Annotated in this window: 22 protein-coding genes and 1 pseudogene; 15 read left to right on the top strand and 8 right to left on the bottom strand. The window is 61.1% G+C overall.

The genetic code is table 11. The features are described from left to right. Positions 1-84: 84 nt before the first annotated feature. The 3 genes from spt to AC0L39_RS15715 form a co-directional block, all read right to left on the bottom strand. Entirely contained in the window at positions 85-1,335 is a 1,251-nt protein-coding gene (spt, locus tag AC0L39_RS15725; protein WP_473259267.1) for a serine palmitoyltransferase, read from the bottom strand. Beyond that, positions 1,332-1,577: an acyl carrier protein gene (locus tag AC0L39_RS15720; RefSeq protein WP_473259266.1), complete on the bottom strand. Its 246-nt coding sequence runs from the start codon at positions 1,575-1,577 to the stop codon at positions 1,332-1,334. The genes spt and AC0L39_RS15720 overlap by 4 nt, the downstream gene beginning before the upstream one ends. Positions 1,578-1,734: 157 nt before the next feature. Beyond that, on the bottom strand, positions 1,735-2,103 hold the full coding sequence (locus tag AC0L39_RS15715) for a response regulator (RefSeq protein WP_473259265.1): 369 nt from the start codon (positions 2,101-2,103) through the stop codon (positions 1,735-1,737). Positions 2,104-2,246: 143 nt separating this feature from the next. On the opposite strand from AC0L39_RS15715, the pseudogene AC0L39_RS15710 reads away from it, so the two are divergent. The 5 genes and pseudogenes from AC0L39_RS15710 to AC0L39_RS15690 form a co-directional block, all read left to right on the top strand. Then, positions 2,247-2,339 (top strand): annotated as a pseudogene (locus tag AC0L39_RS15710) (DUF3572 family protein); the annotation flags it as partial. A 114-nt stretch (positions 2,340-2,453) separates the two neighbouring features. Beyond that, positions 2,454-3,083 (top strand): HAD family hydrolase, encoded by a 630-nt coding sequence (locus tag AC0L39_RS15705; RefSeq protein WP_473262423.1) that lies wholly within the window; start codon positions 2,454-2,456, stop codon positions 3,081-3,083. After that, entirely contained in the window at positions 3,080-3,538 is a 459-nt protein-coding gene (locus AC0L39_RS15700) for a RidA family protein (protein WP_473259263.1), read from the top strand. Before AC0L39_RS15705 ends, AC0L39_RS15700 begins: the two co-directional genes overlap by 4 nt. Further along, positions 3,535-4,275: a glycerophosphodiester phosphodiesterase family protein gene (locus AC0L39_RS15695; RefSeq protein WP_473259262.1), complete on the top strand. Its 741-nt coding sequence runs from the start codon at positions 3,535-3,537 to the stop codon at positions 4,273-4,275. Before AC0L39_RS15700 ends, AC0L39_RS15695 begins: the two co-directional genes overlap by 4 nt. After that, entirely contained in the window at positions 4,272-5,423 is a 1,152-nt protein-coding gene (locus AC0L39_RS15690) for a GNAT family N-acetyltransferase (RefSeq protein WP_473259260.1), read from the top strand. Before AC0L39_RS15695 ends, AC0L39_RS15690 begins: the two co-directional genes overlap by 4 nt. A gap of 7 nt (positions 5,424-5,430) precedes the next feature. Here the strand turns inward: AC0L39_RS15690 and AC0L39_RS15685 are convergent, their stop codons facing one another. Next, positions 5,431-5,760 carry an SEL1-like repeat protein gene (locus AC0L39_RS15685; RefSeq protein ID WP_473259259.1) on the bottom strand — a complete coding sequence of 110 codons (330 nt, stop codon included), beginning with the start codon at positions 5,758-5,760 and terminating at the stop codon, positions 5,431-5,433. Positions 5,761-6,082: 322 nt separating this feature from the next. Here AC0L39_RS15685 and dksA point away from each other — a divergent pair, with 322 nt between their 5' ends. From dksA to kynU, 9 genes are all read left to right on the top strand, one after another. Then, positions 6,083-6,541 (top strand): RNA polymerase-binding protein DksA, encoded by a 459-nt coding sequence (gene dksA / locus AC0L39_RS15680; protein WP_473259257.1) that lies wholly within the window; start codon positions 6,083-6,085, stop codon positions 6,539-6,541. Between the two features lie 220 nt (positions 6,542-6,761). Next, complete coding sequence (locus AC0L39_RS15675) at positions 6,762-7,136, top strand: PilZ domain-containing protein (RefSeq protein WP_473259256.1); 375 nt, start codon at positions 6,762-6,764, stop codon at positions 7,134-7,136. 89 nt (positions 7,137-7,225) lie between these two features. Continuing rightward, positions 7,226-8,305 carry an ABC transporter substrate-binding protein gene (locus AC0L39_RS15670; RefSeq protein ID WP_473259254.1) on the top strand — a complete coding sequence of 360 codons (1,080 nt, stop codon included), beginning with the start codon at positions 7,226-7,228 and terminating at the stop codon, positions 8,303-8,305. Then, complete coding sequence (locus tag AC0L39_RS15665) at positions 8,247-8,513, top strand: hypothetical protein (RefSeq protein WP_473262492.1); 267 nt, start codon at positions 8,247-8,249, stop codon at positions 8,511-8,513. The genes AC0L39_RS15670 and AC0L39_RS15665 overlap by 59 nt, the downstream gene beginning before the upstream one ends. Further along, positions 8,476-8,679, top strand: coding sequence for a hypothetical protein (locus tag AC0L39_RS15660; protein WP_473259252.1), 204 nt, complete (start codon positions 8,476-8,478; stop codon positions 8,677-8,679). The genes AC0L39_RS15665 and AC0L39_RS15660 overlap by 38 nt, the downstream gene beginning before the upstream one ends. A gap of 18 nt (positions 8,680-8,697) precedes the next feature. Continuing rightward, the gene (locus AC0L39_RS15655) at positions 8,698-9,114 is read left to right on the top strand and encodes a DUF4112 domain-containing protein (protein ID WP_473259251.1); all 417 of its coding nucleotides are present in this window, start codon (positions 8,698-8,700) and stop codon (positions 9,112-9,114) included. Between the two features lie 36 nt (positions 9,115-9,150). Beyond that, the gene (locus AC0L39_RS15650) at positions 9,151-9,942 is read left to right on the top strand and encodes a tryptophan 2,3-dioxygenase (RefSeq protein WP_473259249.1); all 792 of its coding nucleotides are present in this window, start codon (positions 9,151-9,153) and stop codon (positions 9,940-9,942) included. Then, positions 9,942-10,580 carry an arylformamidase gene (kynB, locus tag AC0L39_RS15645; RefSeq protein ID WP_473259247.1) on the top strand — a complete coding sequence of 213 codons (639 nt, stop codon included), beginning with the start codon at positions 9,942-9,944 and terminating at the stop codon, positions 10,578-10,580. Before AC0L39_RS15650 ends, kynB begins: the two co-directional genes overlap by 1 nt. After that, entirely contained in the window at positions 10,577-11,794 is a 1,218-nt protein-coding gene (gene kynU / locus AC0L39_RS15640) for a kynureninase (protein WP_473259245.1), read from the top strand. The genes kynB and kynU overlap by 4 nt, the downstream gene beginning before the upstream one ends. Here the strand turns inward: kynU and AC0L39_RS15635 are convergent. Further along, on the bottom strand, positions 11,791-12,240 hold the full coding sequence (locus AC0L39_RS15635; RefSeq protein ID WP_473259243.1) for an ion channel: 450 nt from the start codon (positions 12,238-12,240) through the stop codon (positions 11,791-11,793). The two genes, kynU and AC0L39_RS15635, sit on opposite strands and share 4 nt — an antisense overlap. A 137-nt stretch (positions 12,241-12,377) precedes the next feature. Here AC0L39_RS15635 and AC0L39_RS15630 point away from each other — a divergent pair, with 137 nt between their 5' ends. Next, entirely contained in the window at positions 12,378-12,626 is a 249-nt protein-coding gene (locus AC0L39_RS15630) for a hypothetical protein (RefSeq protein WP_473259241.1), read from the top strand. Positions 12,627-12,813: 187 nt separating this feature from the next. Here AC0L39_RS15630 and AC0L39_RS15625 read toward each other — a convergent pair whose 3' ends face one another. From AC0L39_RS15625 to AC0L39_RS15615, 3 genes are all read right to left on the bottom strand, one after another. Continuing rightward, positions 12,814-13,068 (bottom strand): helix-turn-helix domain-containing protein, encoded by a 255-nt coding sequence (locus AC0L39_RS15625; RefSeq protein ID WP_473259240.1) that lies wholly within the window; start codon positions 13,066-13,068, stop codon positions 12,814-12,816. Positions 13,069-13,117: 49 nt separating this feature from the next. Continuing rightward, positions 13,118-13,546, bottom strand: a complete 429-nt coding sequence (locus AC0L39_RS15620) for a Crp/Fnr family transcriptional regulator (protein ID WP_473259238.1) — start codon at positions 13,544-13,546, stop codon at positions 13,118-13,120. Between the two features lie 132 nt (positions 13,547-13,678). After that, positions 13,679-14,287 (bottom strand): HNH endonuclease, encoded by a 609-nt coding sequence (locus AC0L39_RS15615; RefSeq protein ID WP_473259237.1) that lies wholly within the window; start codon positions 14,285-14,287, stop codon positions 13,679-13,681. Positions 14,288-14,316 lie beyond the last annotated feature (29 nt).

Raw genomic sequence — 14,316 nt, 5'->3', positions numbered from 1 at the left:
ATTTCGTAGCTACAATAACTTAACAGAACAGATTGGAGAAAATCTGCTCGGGATCAATTCAGGTAGTCCCGTTATTGCCTGCAATCAGATGATCCCAACCGCTTTACCAGCACGTTCGAACATCTTGAGTATCGTCTGCACCTCTTCGGTCGAATGCTCTGCGCACAGCGAACAGCGCAGAAGCGTCATGTTCGCAGGCGTTGCAGGCGGGCGGGCGAGGTTGACGTAGAGCCCCTCTTTCAGAAGCGCCTCCCACATCATCGCGCCGCGTTGCAGATCGGGCATGATCACCGCGATGATCGCACTTTGCGGCGTATCGGTGCCGATGTCGAAGCCGAGATCGCGCAGGCCCTTGTGCAGCGTTTTCGAATTCTCCCACAGATGCGCGCGCTTGTTCGAACCGTGCATCAGCTTGCGGATCGAAGTTGCGGCTGTGGCGACCACGCTGGGCGGGAGGCTGGCGGTGAAGACATAGGGGCGGCAGACGAGCCGCATGATGTCGAACTTCGGATGGTTCGAAACGCAGAAACCGCCGACCGTGCCGACGCTTTTCGAGAACGTGCCGATGATGAAGTCGCAATCGTCGATGACGCCTTGCTCTTCGCACACTCCGCGCCCGTTTTCGCCGATAAAGCCCATCGAGTGTGCTTCATCGACGAGCACCATCGCGCCGTGCTTCTTGGCTATCGCGACCATTTCCTTGAGCGGGGCGACATCGCCCAGCATCGAGTAGACGCCTTCGAGAATCACCAGCTTGCCCGCGCCTTCGGGAATGCGCTTCAGCCGTTTCTCCATCGCTTCGATATCGTTGTGGCGAAACGGCACGATTTCAGCGTTGCCCATCGCGCAGCCATCGTAGATCGAGGCGTGGCTGTCGATGTCGAGGATGACGTAATCGCCCTTGCCCGCGATGGTCGAAATGATGCCGAGATTGGCCTGGTACCCGGTCGAGAAGACCATGGCGTTGTCCATGCCGTAAAATTCCCTGAGCGCGTCCTCGCACTCCTTGTGGCCCTGATACGTCCCGTTGAGAACGCGGCTGCCTGTCGTGCCTGACCCGAAGTCGGCGAGTGCCTGCTTGCCCGCATCGATCACGTCCGGGTCGAATGTCATGCCCATGTAATTGTAAGTGCCAAGCAGGATTGTGTCGCGCCCGTTGCAGATCGCGCGGGTCGGCGACAGCACCTTTTCCATGACCAGGTTGTACGGATCTTCGACCCCGCTCGCGAGCAGCGTCTCGCGGGTCTGGATGATGTCGTCGAACTTGGAAAACAGGTCTTTGGTGCCGCCTTCGTGTTGCACTGGCTGATCGGGCTGCGCGATGCCTTCGCTCATGATCCGGCCTGCAGCTTGTGAACCGCGCTGACGAGCTGACCGTATGTTTCAATCTCGGCCTGCTGGTTCATGCTGATGATGATGTCGAATTCGTCCTCGATCTCGGCGACGAAATCCATGACTGTCAGGCTGTCGAATTCCAGATCGTTCTGGAAGGTCGTGGCATTGGTGATCTCGACGCCCTTCTTGTTGAACGGCTCGATCAAGGCACGGATGCGCGTGTCGACTTCGGCTTCGGTCATGATGCGGATTTACTCTCTGTTGGTCGGCGACTGGGTAATTGCCAAAAGCATACGGCTGCAAAGCGGTTGCGGATGCCGCTTGTCAAGTTTTCGTACCTGTGCGCTTCGCGTTCAAGGCGACATTCAAACGGTCGAAGAACCCTGTGAAAGCGGCGCTCTAATGGGGCAGAAGCGCCTTCACCGCGTTCATGAACGGCATGATCGAAACCGGCTTCGACAGATAGCCCGACGCTCCGGCTGTGCGGATCCGCTCCTCGTCACCCTTGGCCGCAAAAGCCGTGACCGCCAGCACCGGGATGTTGCGCAAGTTTCTGTCGCGCTGCGCCGCCTCGATCAGGTCGACGCCGGATATGCCCGGCAGCTGGATGTCCATGATGATGAGATCGGGTGTCACTGCGCGCGCAGTCGCAAGCACGCTTTCGCCGTCAGCCACCGGTTCCACGTCGAATCCGTTCGCTTTCAGAACATCGCAGAACAATTTCCGGTTGAGATCGTTGTCCTCGACAACCATTATTCGCTTTGCCACTGCACGCCCCGATCCCATTGTTTGCCGACAACTACCCCGACCAAGAGGCCGCCACAATCCCGCACGCAGATCATTCTTCGCAAAGTCCCGGCGATACCGGCAAGCTTTCCGCCCGCACGCTCGCGCTCGCCGCGCTCGGCTGGGTGCTGGAGGATGGTGAGCGAGCCGAACGCTTCTTGAGCCTCACCGGGCTCGATCCCGATGCATTGCGGGCGGGGCTGGACGATCCCATCATACTCGCATCGCCGCTCGATTTTCTCGCCAATCACGAACCAGACCTGATCCGCGCGGTACGAAGCGCTTGCCGTTACGCCCGAAGAGCTCGTCGCCGCCCGTCAGGAGCTTTCTCAATGAGCCGCCCTCTAATAATCAGCGATTGCGATGAAGTGCTGCTCCACATGGTCTCGCATTTCAAGGATTGGCTCGAAGAGAGCCAGGGTGTCGACTTCAACCTCGATGGAGCCAATTTCGGCGAGGCCTTGCGCTGGCAGGATAGCGGCAAACTGCTCGAGGCAAGCGAGGTCTGGCACATGCTGGGCGGTTTCTTCGATACCGAAATGGACCGCCAATTGCCGATTGCCGGTGCGGTCGATGCAATCAATGCGCTGGGTGAGCATGCCGATATCGTAATCCTGACCAATCTCGTCGACAAGCGCCGGGACATGCGGGCCGAGCAGCTTGCGGCGCACGGCATCACCGCGCCGGTCTTCACGAACCAGGGGCCCAAGGGTCCGGCCTTGCAAAAAATTGTCGAGGAATTCGCGCCCAGCCGAGCGTTCTTCATCGACGACCTGCCGCAGCATCACCTTTCGGTGCTGGAGACCACGCCGCATGTGACGCGCCTCCATATGTGCGGCGAACCCATGATCGCCGGCTCGATCGACTGCGCGCACAAGGCCGGCCACGCCGACGCTCGTATCGACCGGTGGGATGAGGCATTACCGTGGCTGATGGAACGACTGGACGGAGAACCTGCATGACTATCGAAGCACGCCTTGAACAACTCGGCATTGTCCTTCCTGAAGCGGCCGCTCCTGTCGCCAGTTACGTGCCTGTCGTGGTGCACAGCGGCTTTGCGCATGTCTCGGGCCAGTTGCCGTTCGTCGATGGAGAGATCGTGACCGGAAGGCTGGGCGAAGATGTCTCGCTTGAAGACGGGATGGCCGCCGCCCGCGCCTGCGGCCTGATGATCCTTGCGCAGCTCAAAGCCGCGCTGATCCCGCTCGAAAACGTGGAGCGCGTCGTCAAGCTCGGCGCGTTCGTGAACTCGGCAAAAGACTTCACCGACCAGCCAAAGGTCGCCAATGGCGCGTCGGACCTGATGTTCGACGTATTCGGCGAAAAGGGCCGCCATGCCCGCGCGGCGGTCGGGGTTTCTGCGCTTCCACTTGGCGCGGCGGTGGAGGTCGATGCCGTAATCGCCATCACCGGATGAATGAATGCCGCGCCCCGGACTGGCTGACCGAATGGGAATACGCCCATCGCGGGCTCCACGACACATCTCCGCGCGGTCTGAGGATCGAGAACTCGCGCTCCGCTTTCGATGCCGCAATCGCGGCGGGGATGGGGATCGAGTGCGACGTCCAGCTTAGCCGCGACAAGGTCGCGATGGTGTTTCATGACTGGGTGCTAGAGCGGCTGACCGATGGCAGCGGCTTCGTCGCGGCCCACGATGCGGACAGCCTGCGCCAGACGCACCTGACCGAAACCGGCGACCGAATCGAGAGCCTGAGCGACCTGTTGGCACAGATCGATGGCCGCGTTCCGCTGCTGGTTGAAATCAAGTCGCTGCCGGATTTCACTGTCGAGGAAGCCTGCGCGGCGGTTTCAGGGGCGCTGCAAGGCTATGGCGGCCCGGTTGCCGTCATGAGCTTCGACCCGCGCTGCGGCGAGTGGTTTGCGGCGCATGACCCGGACCGGACGCGCGGGCTCGTCTGCACCGATACGCTCGATCACGGATGGCTTGGCGCCTGGCGCGCCGAAGGAGCTATCACACAGGCCGACCCGGATTTTCTCGCAGTGGATGTCCGCGACCTGCCAACCGGGATTGCAACCGAATGGCGAGCCGGGGGGCGCCCGCTTCTCAGCTGGACGATCAGCTCCGCAGAACGCCGGGCGAAAGCGCTGAAGCACGCCGACGCCTTGATCGCCGAAGGCGAGGGGACCGCGTGACCGGCAGCAATTCCCAGCCGCAGGAACTCACGGTTCGCCTCGCCCCGTCGGTTGGCAGTTTCGAGGCTGAGGCGTGGAATGCGCTGGGTGGGAAGCGCAACCCCTTCGTTAGCCATGAATTCCTGACGGCGCTGGAGGATTCGGGCAGTGTCGGTGAAGGGACCGGCTGGGACCCCGTCCCCATTGTCATCACCGACGCAGATGAAAACCTGCTCGCCGCCCTGCCGAGCTATGCAAAGGGCCACAGTCAGGGCGAGTATGTGTTCGATCACGCATGGGCGGACGCCTTGCAGCGCGCCGGGCGCAGTTATTATCCGAAGCTGCAAATCGCCGCGCCGTTCACCCCGGCAAGCGGCCCGCGGCTGCTGCTGTCCGATACCTCGCTCGCGCCGCATCTGCTCAAGGGGGCCGAGGCCGTTTGCCTCCAGAACGGCCTGTCCTCCGCGCACGCTACCTTCATCGAGGATGAGCAGGTGCCATTGTTCGAGGCGGGTGATTGGCTGATCCGGGACGATATCCAGTTCCACTGGCTCAACCGTGACTATGACAGCTTCGATGGCTTTCTGGACGCATTGGCATCCCGCAAACGCAAGAACCTGCGCAAGGAGCGCGCGGCGGCGCAGGACGGCCTCAGGATCGAGCGCCTGTCCGGCGATGATATCAAGCCTGCACATTGGGATGCGTTCTGGATCTTCTATCAGGATACCGGCGCGCGCAAATGGGGCACGCCTTATCTGACGCGCGAGGCCTTTACGCTGCTGGGTGAGCGGATGGGGGACAGGCTGGTCCTGATCCTTGCTTTCGAAGGCGATCATCCCATTGCCGGTGCACTCAATTTTATCGGGTCGGACGCGCTCTACGGCCGCTATTGGGGATGCACACGCGACGTGCGCTTCCTTCATTTCGAGCTGTGCTATTACCAGGCGATTGATATCGCCATCGAGCTAGGCTTGCCGCGGGTCGAGGCGGGCGCGCAGGGCGGGCACAAGCTGGCCCGCGGATACGAACCGGTACCGACCCACTCGGCGCACTGGCTGGCCGATCCGGGTTTCCGCGAAGCCGTCGCCGATTTCCTGGAGCGAGAGCGCGATGGCGTCGCCACCGATCAGCTTTTCCTAGGTGAGCGGACACCTTTCAAAAAGGCCTAGTCTATGCTCAGGCAGCTTTCGCGCGGTTGTCCGAAAGCCACTGGCGCGCGCGGCGCTGGGCCTCGGCGATTTCACGCGCGGTCATTTCATCGGAGATGTCGGCGCGGCAAAATCCGGCTTCTTCATGACCGCGCGATGCCGCAATGTTGAACCATTTGTGCGCTTCGATGAGGTCGCAGGTCACATCTTCGGAACCGGTCGAGAATGCGACTCCGAGATCGAACAATGCGGTGATATCCCCGCCGCTCGCGTCGGCCATGTACCGGGCCACGGCCAGATCGATATCGGCGCTGCGGGCGGTTTCGTATTCGCCTCCGTTGAGCGGTGTGAGCTTCATTTTTCTAGTCCCCGTGTTTAGCGCGATCCAACCCCCTTGCGGACCGCGTTGACCTCAGAATTTGCGGATCATGGTCAACAATTGGTTAACGCAGCACGACCTTTTTTCGTGGAAGAGGCGCAACTTAAGTGTGAATTCCGCCCGCATTTGGGACAATTCCGCCGAATGCGAACAGTCTCGAGTGCAAACGGCTTGTGCCTGCCTACCGGCTTGCCTATAGGCCCGACCAAGCAGTGACTTGCTGGGGTGGATCGCGCCGCTGAATTTCTTGGGGCGCGATGACGGGACGGTCTCGCGGGAAGTGTTGGGACGAGAGGATCACATGGCCACGGCGGCGTCTAAAGAGACTGAAATTCTGGAAAGCGCGAAGAGTATACTCGCGCCGGACTATGTGCCCGGCGAAGACGAAGAGTATATGAACGAGAAGCACCAGGCGTATTTCCGGATGCTTTTGATCGAATGGAAACGTTCGATCCGGGATGCGGCAGACCAGACCCTCCAATCGCTGCAGGATGGCCCGATCCGCGAAGCCGATCTCAATGACCGCGCGTCGAGCGAAACCGATTGGGGCATCGAACTTCGTACGCGTGACCGGCAACGCAAGCTTGTTTCCAAAATCAATTCCGCGCTGCGCCGCATTGATGAAGGCGAATACGGTTATTGCGAAAAGACCGGCGACCCGATTGGCCTGAAGCGCCTGATCGCACGGCCAGTCGCCACGATGACTGTCGAAGCGCAGGAAGCGCACGAACGCCGCGAAAAAATCTCCCGCGACGACTGAGCCAAGCCAGTCCCGGCACGTCACAGGGATTTGGCTAACAGACGTATCAGTTTGGGACGCAGCCCCCATGCGGCTTTGCCCGCGCGGCAAACTTAATGAATCGTCAACCTTGAATTTCTAGCGCGATCCCATGTGTTTCGTTGCGTCCGTCCGCAAGAGCCGGAGCAGCGAAGCCAATAACAAGGTCGCAACGCAAGAGCCCTAAGGAGGCGGTTCGTTTATGTCAGGTCTCGAAACCAGGAGTGATTCCCGCGATAGCCTGTTCCTGCTGGCCAATATCCGGGTCGAACAGGACGATGATTTCCACAAGGTCCGCGTTCGCAATCTGTCGGATGGCGGGATGATGGGCGAAGGAAATCTGCGGGTAAAACGCGGCAACCGGCTCGAAATCGAGATGCGCAATATCGGCAAGGTCGATGGCAGCGTCGCGTGGGTTCAGGACGACAGATTTGGCATCGCTTTCGATGAAGAGGTTGATTCGCAGCGTGCCCGGCGGCCTGTGAGCGACGACAATGCTCCGGAGACCGGATCGGACCGGTCATGGAGGCACCGTGCCCCAGCGGCGTCCGATTCCAAGACCCTGCGGAAAGTCTAACCCACACCTACTGCACCAGGTCGTGCGCACAAACGCTGACCCGCCCGCCGCAAGCTGCTAAGCCCCGCGGCGTGAAGCGATTCCTATCCTTGACGGCGTGCGCGCTGGCGCTTGGCTCATGCGGCCCGGCAGCCGATTTCGGTCCCGTCGACATTGCGATTATCGGTGAGCCGCAAAGTCTGTTTCAGCAGGGTGTGCGGCTTTCGCCTGCCGCCCAGCACCTGCGTGCCGCCTCTTACGAAGGGCTCGTGGCGCTCGATCCTGCCGGGCAGATTGTCCCTGCGATAGCCGAACGCTGGATCGTGACCGATGACGGCCTCAGCTACATTTTTCGGCTGCGCAACACCTCCTGGCCCGATGGCGAACCAATTACCGCCGAGGATGTCCGTGCACTTCTGAGCGACACGCTAGAGCGGCTGGAGGGGAGTTCGCTCGGGCTGGATCTGGCCAAGGTGACCGAGGTCAGGGCGATGACCGGGCGTGTCGTCGAGCTGCGGCTCTCGAGCCCCATGCCAGAGTTCCTGCGGCTGGTCGCGCAGCCCGAGCTTGGCTTTGTCAAAAGCGGCGGAGGCTCGGGACCGATGGTCGTCTCGCGCGACGAAAATGCGCCCATTGCCCGGCTCAGCGCGCTGCCGCCGGAGGCGCGCGGATTAGCCGCTCGGGAGGATTGGGAGGACCTGTCGCGCGCCATCACAATCCGCGCGCTTCCTGCCGAGGACGCGGTCAATGCCTTTGCCGATGGCGAGGTCGACCTGCTGCTGAATGGCCGGTTATCGAGTTTTCCTTTGGCGCAGCTCGGCCCGCTTTCGCGCGGTGCAATCCAGGTCGATCCCGCGCTCGGCCTGTTCGGCCTCGTTTTCCGGAGCGATTCGGGGGTTCTTGGCGATCCTGAACGGCGGGAGGCCTTGTCGATGGCGCTCGACCGTGATGCGCTGATCCAGCCTTTTGGACTCGGCGGCTGGCAGCCGACCACGTGGATCGTGCCGCCCGGCTTGTTTGGCGAGCAAGTCTATCCCGATCTCGCGCTGGGGCGACCTGTCGATCGAAGAGCGGCGCGCGATTGCACGGCGCCGGATCGCCGCATGGCAGGGGGAACGCGGAGAGGAAGCCTTGCTCCGCATCGGCCTGCCGGAGGGGCCGGGAAGCGACCTTCTCTTCGAACAGCTTGAGGAAAGCTGGACCGCGATTGGCATTGCGTTGCAGCGCGTTGCGCCGGGTGAGGGGGCCGATCTTGAATTGCGCGACCGGCTGGCGCGGTATTCGTCTCCGCGGTGGTTTCTGAACCAGTTCAATTGCGAGCTTGAGGTCGGCCTGTGCTCGTACCGAAGTCGACCAGTTGGTGCGCGAATCGCTGACCCAGCGCAGCATGGATACTAAGCAGCGCGTACTGGCTGAGGCGCACGCCGCATTGGTCGAGGAGGAGGTGTTCATCCCGCTCGGCGCGCCGGTTCGCTGGTCGCTCGTGCGCGGCGCGGTCACGGCCTACCAGGCCAATCAGTGGGGCCTGCACCCCTTGTTCCCGCTGTCGCAGCCCACCACATAAGCGGGACAAGGAGACCCCATGGACGGCCCCAATCGCCCGCAAACGCTCAGCCTGAAATTGCCCAGCGGCACTGATCCTGCATCGATCAGGGCGCGGGTCGAAGCGGTCGAAATGCTGCTCGAGCGAAGCTTTCGCGTGCCCGGCGTAAACATGCCGATTGGCCTCGATGCGATCGTCGGCCTTATCCCGGTAGTGGGGGATTTCATCACCACCGCGATGGGCGCCTACATTGTTTGGGAAGGACGCAATCTTGGCCTTTCGAAATGGCATTTGACCCGAATGGGCGCCAACGTGGCTTTTGACACGGCTATCGGACTGATCCCCGTGGTCGGGGACGCGGCAGACTTTTTGTTCCGATCCAATTCGCGCAACCTCAAGATCATCAAGAAGCACCTCGACAAACATTATCCCGAGACGCGGATTATCAAGGGGTAATTCCTTTTCTTCGGCGAGCGCGCTAGGGCGTGCCTCATGGCCGAAAACGTCACCTATTCCAGCTATCTCGACCTCCCCAAGGTCCTTGAGGCCCAGCATCCGGCATCGGGCGCGCATGACGAGATGCTCTTCATCGTGGTCCACCAGGCAAGTGAGCTGTGGCTCAAATTGTGCCTGCATGAACTTACCGCAGCGCGCGAATGCATCGAAGCCGATGACCTGCGCCCCGCATTCAAGATGCTTTCACGTGTCGCCCGCGCGCAGCAGCAATTGATCCAGAGCTGGGACGTGCTGAGCACGATGACGCCGCACGATTATTCGCGCATCAGGCCGCATCTTGGCGCCTCGAGCGGCTTTCAGTCGCCGCAATACCGCATGATGGAATTCATGCTGGGCGGGCGCGATCTGAAGCATATCGCGCTGCATGAAAAGACCGGCAACTGGTCGGACCGGCTACGCGGCGAAGTGGCTCGCGACAGCCTTTACGATGCAGCGATCCACCTGCTTGCCAGGCGAGGGTTTGCAATCGATGCGGCGGTGCTGGAGCGCGATCTCGACGCGCCCTATGTCCACAATGCCAGCGTCGAGCGCGCGTGGGCGGAGATTTACCGTGCACCAGACAAGCGCTGGGACCTGTACGAACTCGCGGAAAAGCTGGTCGATCTGGAATATCATTTCCAGCGTTGGCGCTTCGGCCATCTCAAGACCGTGGAGCGGATCATCGGTTTCAAGCGCGGCACCGGAGGAACGCCGGGCGCGCCCTATCTTGCCGGAGTGCTGAAACAGGCGTTTTTTCCTGAACTGCTCAGCGTCAGGACCGCGATCTGATGACGGCCAGCAACGAACGACGCATCTGGGATATTTCGCAGAAATTGCGCCCCGGCCTTCCAGTATGGCCCGGCGACACCGTATTCACGCAGGCGAAGACGTGGCAGATGGAGGAGGGCTCTCCGGTCAATGTGTCCGCGCTCACGCTCTCGACCCATTCGGGTGCCCACGCCGATGCGCCGCTGCACTACAGCGAAACCGCGCCCGATATCGCCTCTGTCGATCTGGACGCGTATCTGGGTGAATGCCTGGTCGTCGATGCGCGCGGCGTCGGTAGCGCAATCGAGGTCGGCGACCTGCCGCATCTCCGCAGCGCTGACCGGGTGCTGTTTCGCACCTTCGATGCCTTCCCTCATGATGAATGGGACGCGGACACCGCCGCTATTGCGCCCGAGACTATCGCGTGGTTGGCCGTGCAGGGCGTGAAGCTCGTCGGTATCGATGGCCCCTCGATCGACCCGCAGGATTCAAAGGACATGCTCGCGCACAAGGCGGTGCTGAAACACGATATCCGCGTGCTCGAAGGGCTGGTGCTCGATGATGTGCCGGAAGGACGTTATGAGCTGATTGCACTGCCGCTGCCGATCATCGGCGGCGACGCTTCGCCCGTCCGTGCAATCCTGAGGGCCATGCAATGATAGACCGAGCCCGCGAACTCGACGGCGCCGACCCGCTCGCCGAATACCGCGAACGGTTCATTTTGCCCGAGGGGGTCATCTACCTTGATGGCAATTCGCTCGGCGCTCTTCCGAAAGCGACCCCGGCAGCGATGCAGCGCGTTATCGAGCAGGAATGGGGCGAAGGGCTGATCCGCAGTTGGAACGAGGCGGACTGGTTCGAGATGGCCACGCGCATTGGCGGAAAGATCGCCCCGCTGATCGGCGCGGGCGCAGGCGAGGTGATTGCGTGCGACACGGTCAGCGTGAACCTGTTCAAGCTGATCGCGGCTGCGCTCGATATGCGCCCGGGACGGAGTGTCATTTTGTCGGAGCCGGGCAATTTTCCGACTGATATCTACATGGTCGAAGGGCTCGAGCGGCAGAGTCTGGCCACGCAAAGGCTGGCACCGCGCGAGCAATTGCAGTCCGCGCTCGACGGTGATGTCGCGCTGCTGATGCTCACCCACGCGCATTACAAGACGGGCGAGTTGTTCGACATGGCAGCGCTTACGAAAGCGGCGCATGAGGCCGGCGCGCTGGTCCTGTGGGACCTGTCGCACAGCACCGGCGCGATGCCGGTCGACCTGAACCGGGTCGGAGCCGATTTCGCGACCGGGTGCGGGTACAAATATCTGTGCGGCGGACCGGGCGCGCCCGCTTTTGCCTTTGTCGCTGAGCGCCATCACGCGGCCCTGAAGCAGCCGCTGACCGGCTGGTTCGGCCATGCGCGGCCCTTCGCATTCTCGGATAAATACGAAGCTGCGCCGGGTATAGAGCAATTGCAGTGCGGGACATCGCCGGTGCTGGGGCTTGCCGCGCTGGAGGTCGGCGTCGACCTGATTGCCGAAATCGGTGCGGCCAGGCTCTATGCAAAGTCGCAGGCGTTGTCGGAGTTCTTCCTCGATTGCCTTGCCGAACGGAATGTGGACCTCGACCTGGTAAGCCCTGCCAGCAGCGGGGAGCGCGGCAGCCAACTGAGTTTTCGCCACGAGCACGCCTATGCGATGTGCCAGGCTTTGATCGCGCGCGGCGTTATCGGGGATTTCCGCGATCCCGACATTCTGCGGCTGGGCTTTGCACCAGCTTATCTACGGTACGAGGACATGGCCGAGGCTGCGCGGCACCTTGCCGATGTGCTTCAGGGCGAGGAATGGCAGCGCGAGCAATTCAATCGGCGCAGCGCAGTTACCTAGCTCTTGTCATCGAATTGGTTGGTCAGGTGGATGGTCCAGAATCGCTCCATGTGCAGATAGGTCATCGATGCTGTCCAGGTGACCATGACCAGCCCATTGAGAGCCTCGAGCCCGCTCAGCAGGCGCACCTCTCCGGTCGGATAGATATCGCCGATACCCAGCGTGGTGTAGCTGGTGATCGAGAAATAGAACGCATCGTTATACGCGCCTGAATTCGGCCCGGCGATTGTGCCGACAGCGAACACATCTTCCAGCAGGACAAACGCGCCCGCGTAAAGCAGTACGTGGAGAATGTGCGAGATCATCGCCGCTGTCAGCATCATCCACAACCGCATGCGCGGATGCACCCGGAGATCGGTGGCTCCGAGCGAGGTGTATCGTAGAATCTCGTAATGGATGAAGATCGTCGCGGCGATCAGGAGGACGGCAAGGACAATAGCGATCATGGATTCGGAATTGATCCTATCCGCCCTCACCGGTCAAGCTTCGCCGATATAGCGCTTGCTCAGGCATGGGCCCTGGGCGCTCGCCCAGGGGCAGCCCCATCATTTGTTAATGCGGTAATCTCACGGATCGGTATTGCATGACGCCAATCGAGGGGTGTCACGTGATCCAGTACTCGCTAAAATTTGCAGCGGACAATTCCGCGGGTGAGCAGACGGTGTCGTTCTACGCACACTCGACTGCGGGCGCGCTGGAGATCGCGAAAACCTCCGCCGATGGCGATTGGGCCGAACTGTACAATGGTGGTCGAATGGTATGCCGGATGAGGCTGGTCGAGGAAACCGGGGTCTGGCTGGTCGAAGGCGCCCAGAAACAGGCGAGTGGCTGACCCGGTGATTGCTTTGTCACCAAGGCTCGGCGGATTGCAGTACGCAACCGCACTTTAAAAGTTTGAATGAGGTATCTGTCGTTCTCGGCGCAGCGATGCGGTGGATATCTCGCCCCGCCGGACTCCTGACTGTCCGGCGGGGCATTTTTTAATCAGGATTAGATCGATAGCGAGGGTGCGACCGTAATCAGTCGTTGTCTTCGAACCAGTCGAGATCGAGATCTTCATAGCGGTCGGTAAACTGGCCGAGATCGACCAGTCGCTGCCGGTCGAGGATCTTTGTGCCGCCGTTCTGGCGCTCGATAATTCCATCTTCGATCAGCTGGCGGAACAGCCGGCTGACCTGAACCTCGGTCAGGCCGATCGCATCGCCGATCTGCCCCTGCGTCAGCCCGAGCCGGAACCGATCTTCCGGCATGTCGAGCAGCAGATTGCGGCGCACCTCGATTTCGAGAATCAGGGAGGCCAGCCGCGCTTTACCCCTGGTCCGGCTAGACGGATACCAGCCGGTCGTTCAGGATCGCGCTTTCCATGGCGGCGAATGTATAGAAAATCGCAGCCACGCGCGGCAAATTCGTGAATGCTTCGATCAAATGGCTGCGCGGAAAAATATACAGCTCTGAAGGCGCGTTGACGGTGATCGTCTGGGTGGCGTGTTCGAAGGGTATATTGGCGGTGCCGACGATGTCGCCCGAGAAATACAGCCGGGTGATGGCTCGCTCACCGCTCGGCAATTCAAGCGATGCAAACAGCCGCCCTTGCTCGACGATGAAAAGCTGGTCGGGTTCGCTGATTTCGCCAGCGACAAGGTTCGTGCCCGCCTCGTAACTGCGTTTGGCACAGGCAAGGCTCTTGAAGGCGTCTTCTTCCTCCTGCCGCAGGGGCGTGACCTTGCCGTATTTGGCCAGCAGACTTTCCACTAAAGGCTCCCCCGATCCATTGTCCTAGACCCTGGAGGCTATATCGAGCGAATTCAGGGTTGTCTAAGCCAAACGGCAGTCCGATTTCGGGCGCATGGTCTCCCGAAGGCAGGTTGAATCCGGCCTCCGGCGTCAGGCTTCCAGTTCAATGTCCCAATAGAGCCAGTCGCGCCAGGTTTCATGCAGGTAGTTCGGCGGGAATTGCTTGCCCTGCTGCTGCAATTGCCAGCTGGTGGGCCGGATCGGCTTCATCTGAACCGGCATGCTCGCCTGCTTGGGAGTGCGCCCGCCCTTCTTCATGTTGCACGGCGCGCAGGCGGTGATGATGTTCTCCCAGGTCGTCTTGCCGCCCAGCCGCCGGGGAATGACGTGGTCGAAAGTGAGGTGATCGGGATTGCCGCAATACTGGCATGTGAACTTGTCACGCAGGAACACGTTGAAGCGTGTGAACGCTGGAAATTCGCTCTGCCTCACATATTGCCTCAGCGCGATCACGCTCGGAATTTTCATGTCGAGGCTGGGCGAATGGACCTCTCGGTCATAGCTCTCGACGATATCCACCCGGTCGAGAAACACAGCCTTGATCGCCGTCTGCCACGGCCACAGGCTCAGCGGATAATAGGACAAGGGGGTGTAGTCCGCGTTGAGCACCAATGCGGGGCAAGCCGACAGGTTGCGCGTCGGGTCTTCCTGTGCGCTGCGGAACTTGGCCGCTGTTTCGATCAGTTCGCTCTTGAACACGCTTTGCGTTCCTCCCTGATTGATCGAAC

The sequence above is a fragment of the Erythrobacter sp. K21-9 genome (assembly GCF_055808355.1).
Note: the sequence above shows the minus strand (reverse complement) of the source record. Positions and strands in the feature narration are given on the sequence as shown.

Excerpts from the sequence above, each read along its gene's own strand:
- spt (WP_473259267.1), bottom strand. The coding sequence starts at position 1,335 with ATGAGCGAAGGCATCGCGCAGCCCGATCAGCCAGTGCAACACGAAGGC.
- AC0L39_RS15720 (WP_473259266.1), bottom strand. The coding sequence starts at position 1,577 with ATGACCGAAGCCGAAGTCGACACGCGCATCCGTGCCTTGATCGAGCCG.
- AC0L39_RS15705 (WP_473262423.1), top strand. The coding sequence starts at position 2,454 with ATGAGCCGCCCTCTAATAATCAGCGATTGCGATGAAGTGCTGCTCCAC.
- AC0L39_RS15700 (WP_473259263.1), top strand. The coding sequence starts at position 3,080 with ATGACTATCGAAGCACGCCTTGAACAACTCGGCATTGTCCTTCCTGAA.
- AC0L39_RS15695 (WP_473259262.1), top strand. The coding sequence starts at position 3,535 with ATGAATGAATGCCGCGCCCCGGACTGGCTGACCGAATGGGAATACGCC.
- AC0L39_RS15685 (WP_473259259.1), bottom strand. The coding sequence starts at position 5,760 with ATGAAGCTCACACCGCTCAACGGAGGCGAATACGAAACCGCCCGCAGC.
- dksA (WP_473259257.1), top strand. The coding sequence starts at position 6,083 with ATGGCCACGGCGGCGTCTAAAGAGACTGAAATTCTGGAAAGCGCGAAG.
- AC0L39_RS15675 (WP_473259256.1), top strand. The coding sequence starts at position 6,762 with ATGTCAGGTCTCGAAACCAGGAGTGATTCCCGCGATAGCCTGTTCCTG.
- AC0L39_RS15655 (WP_473259251.1), top strand. The coding sequence starts at position 8,698 with ATGGACGGCCCCAATCGCCCGCAAACGCTCAGCCTGAAATTGCCCAGC.
- AC0L39_RS15650 (WP_473259249.1), top strand. The coding sequence starts at position 9,151 with ATGGCCGAAAACGTCACCTATTCCAGCTATCTCGACCTCCCCAAGGTC.
- kynB (WP_473259247.1), top strand. The coding sequence starts at position 9,942 with ATGACGGCCAGCAACGAACGACGCATCTGGGATATTTCGCAGAAATTG.
- kynU (WP_473259245.1), top strand. The coding sequence starts at position 10,577 with ATGATAGACCGAGCCCGCGAACTCGACGGCGCCGACCCGCTCGCCGAA.
- AC0L39_RS15635 (WP_473259243.1), bottom strand. The coding sequence starts at position 12,240 with ATGATCGCTATTGTCCTTGCCGTCCTCCTGATCGCCGCGACGATCTTC.
- AC0L39_RS15630 (WP_473259241.1), top strand. The coding sequence starts at position 12,378 with ATGACGCCAATCGAGGGGTGTCACGTGATCCAGTACTCGCTAAAATTT.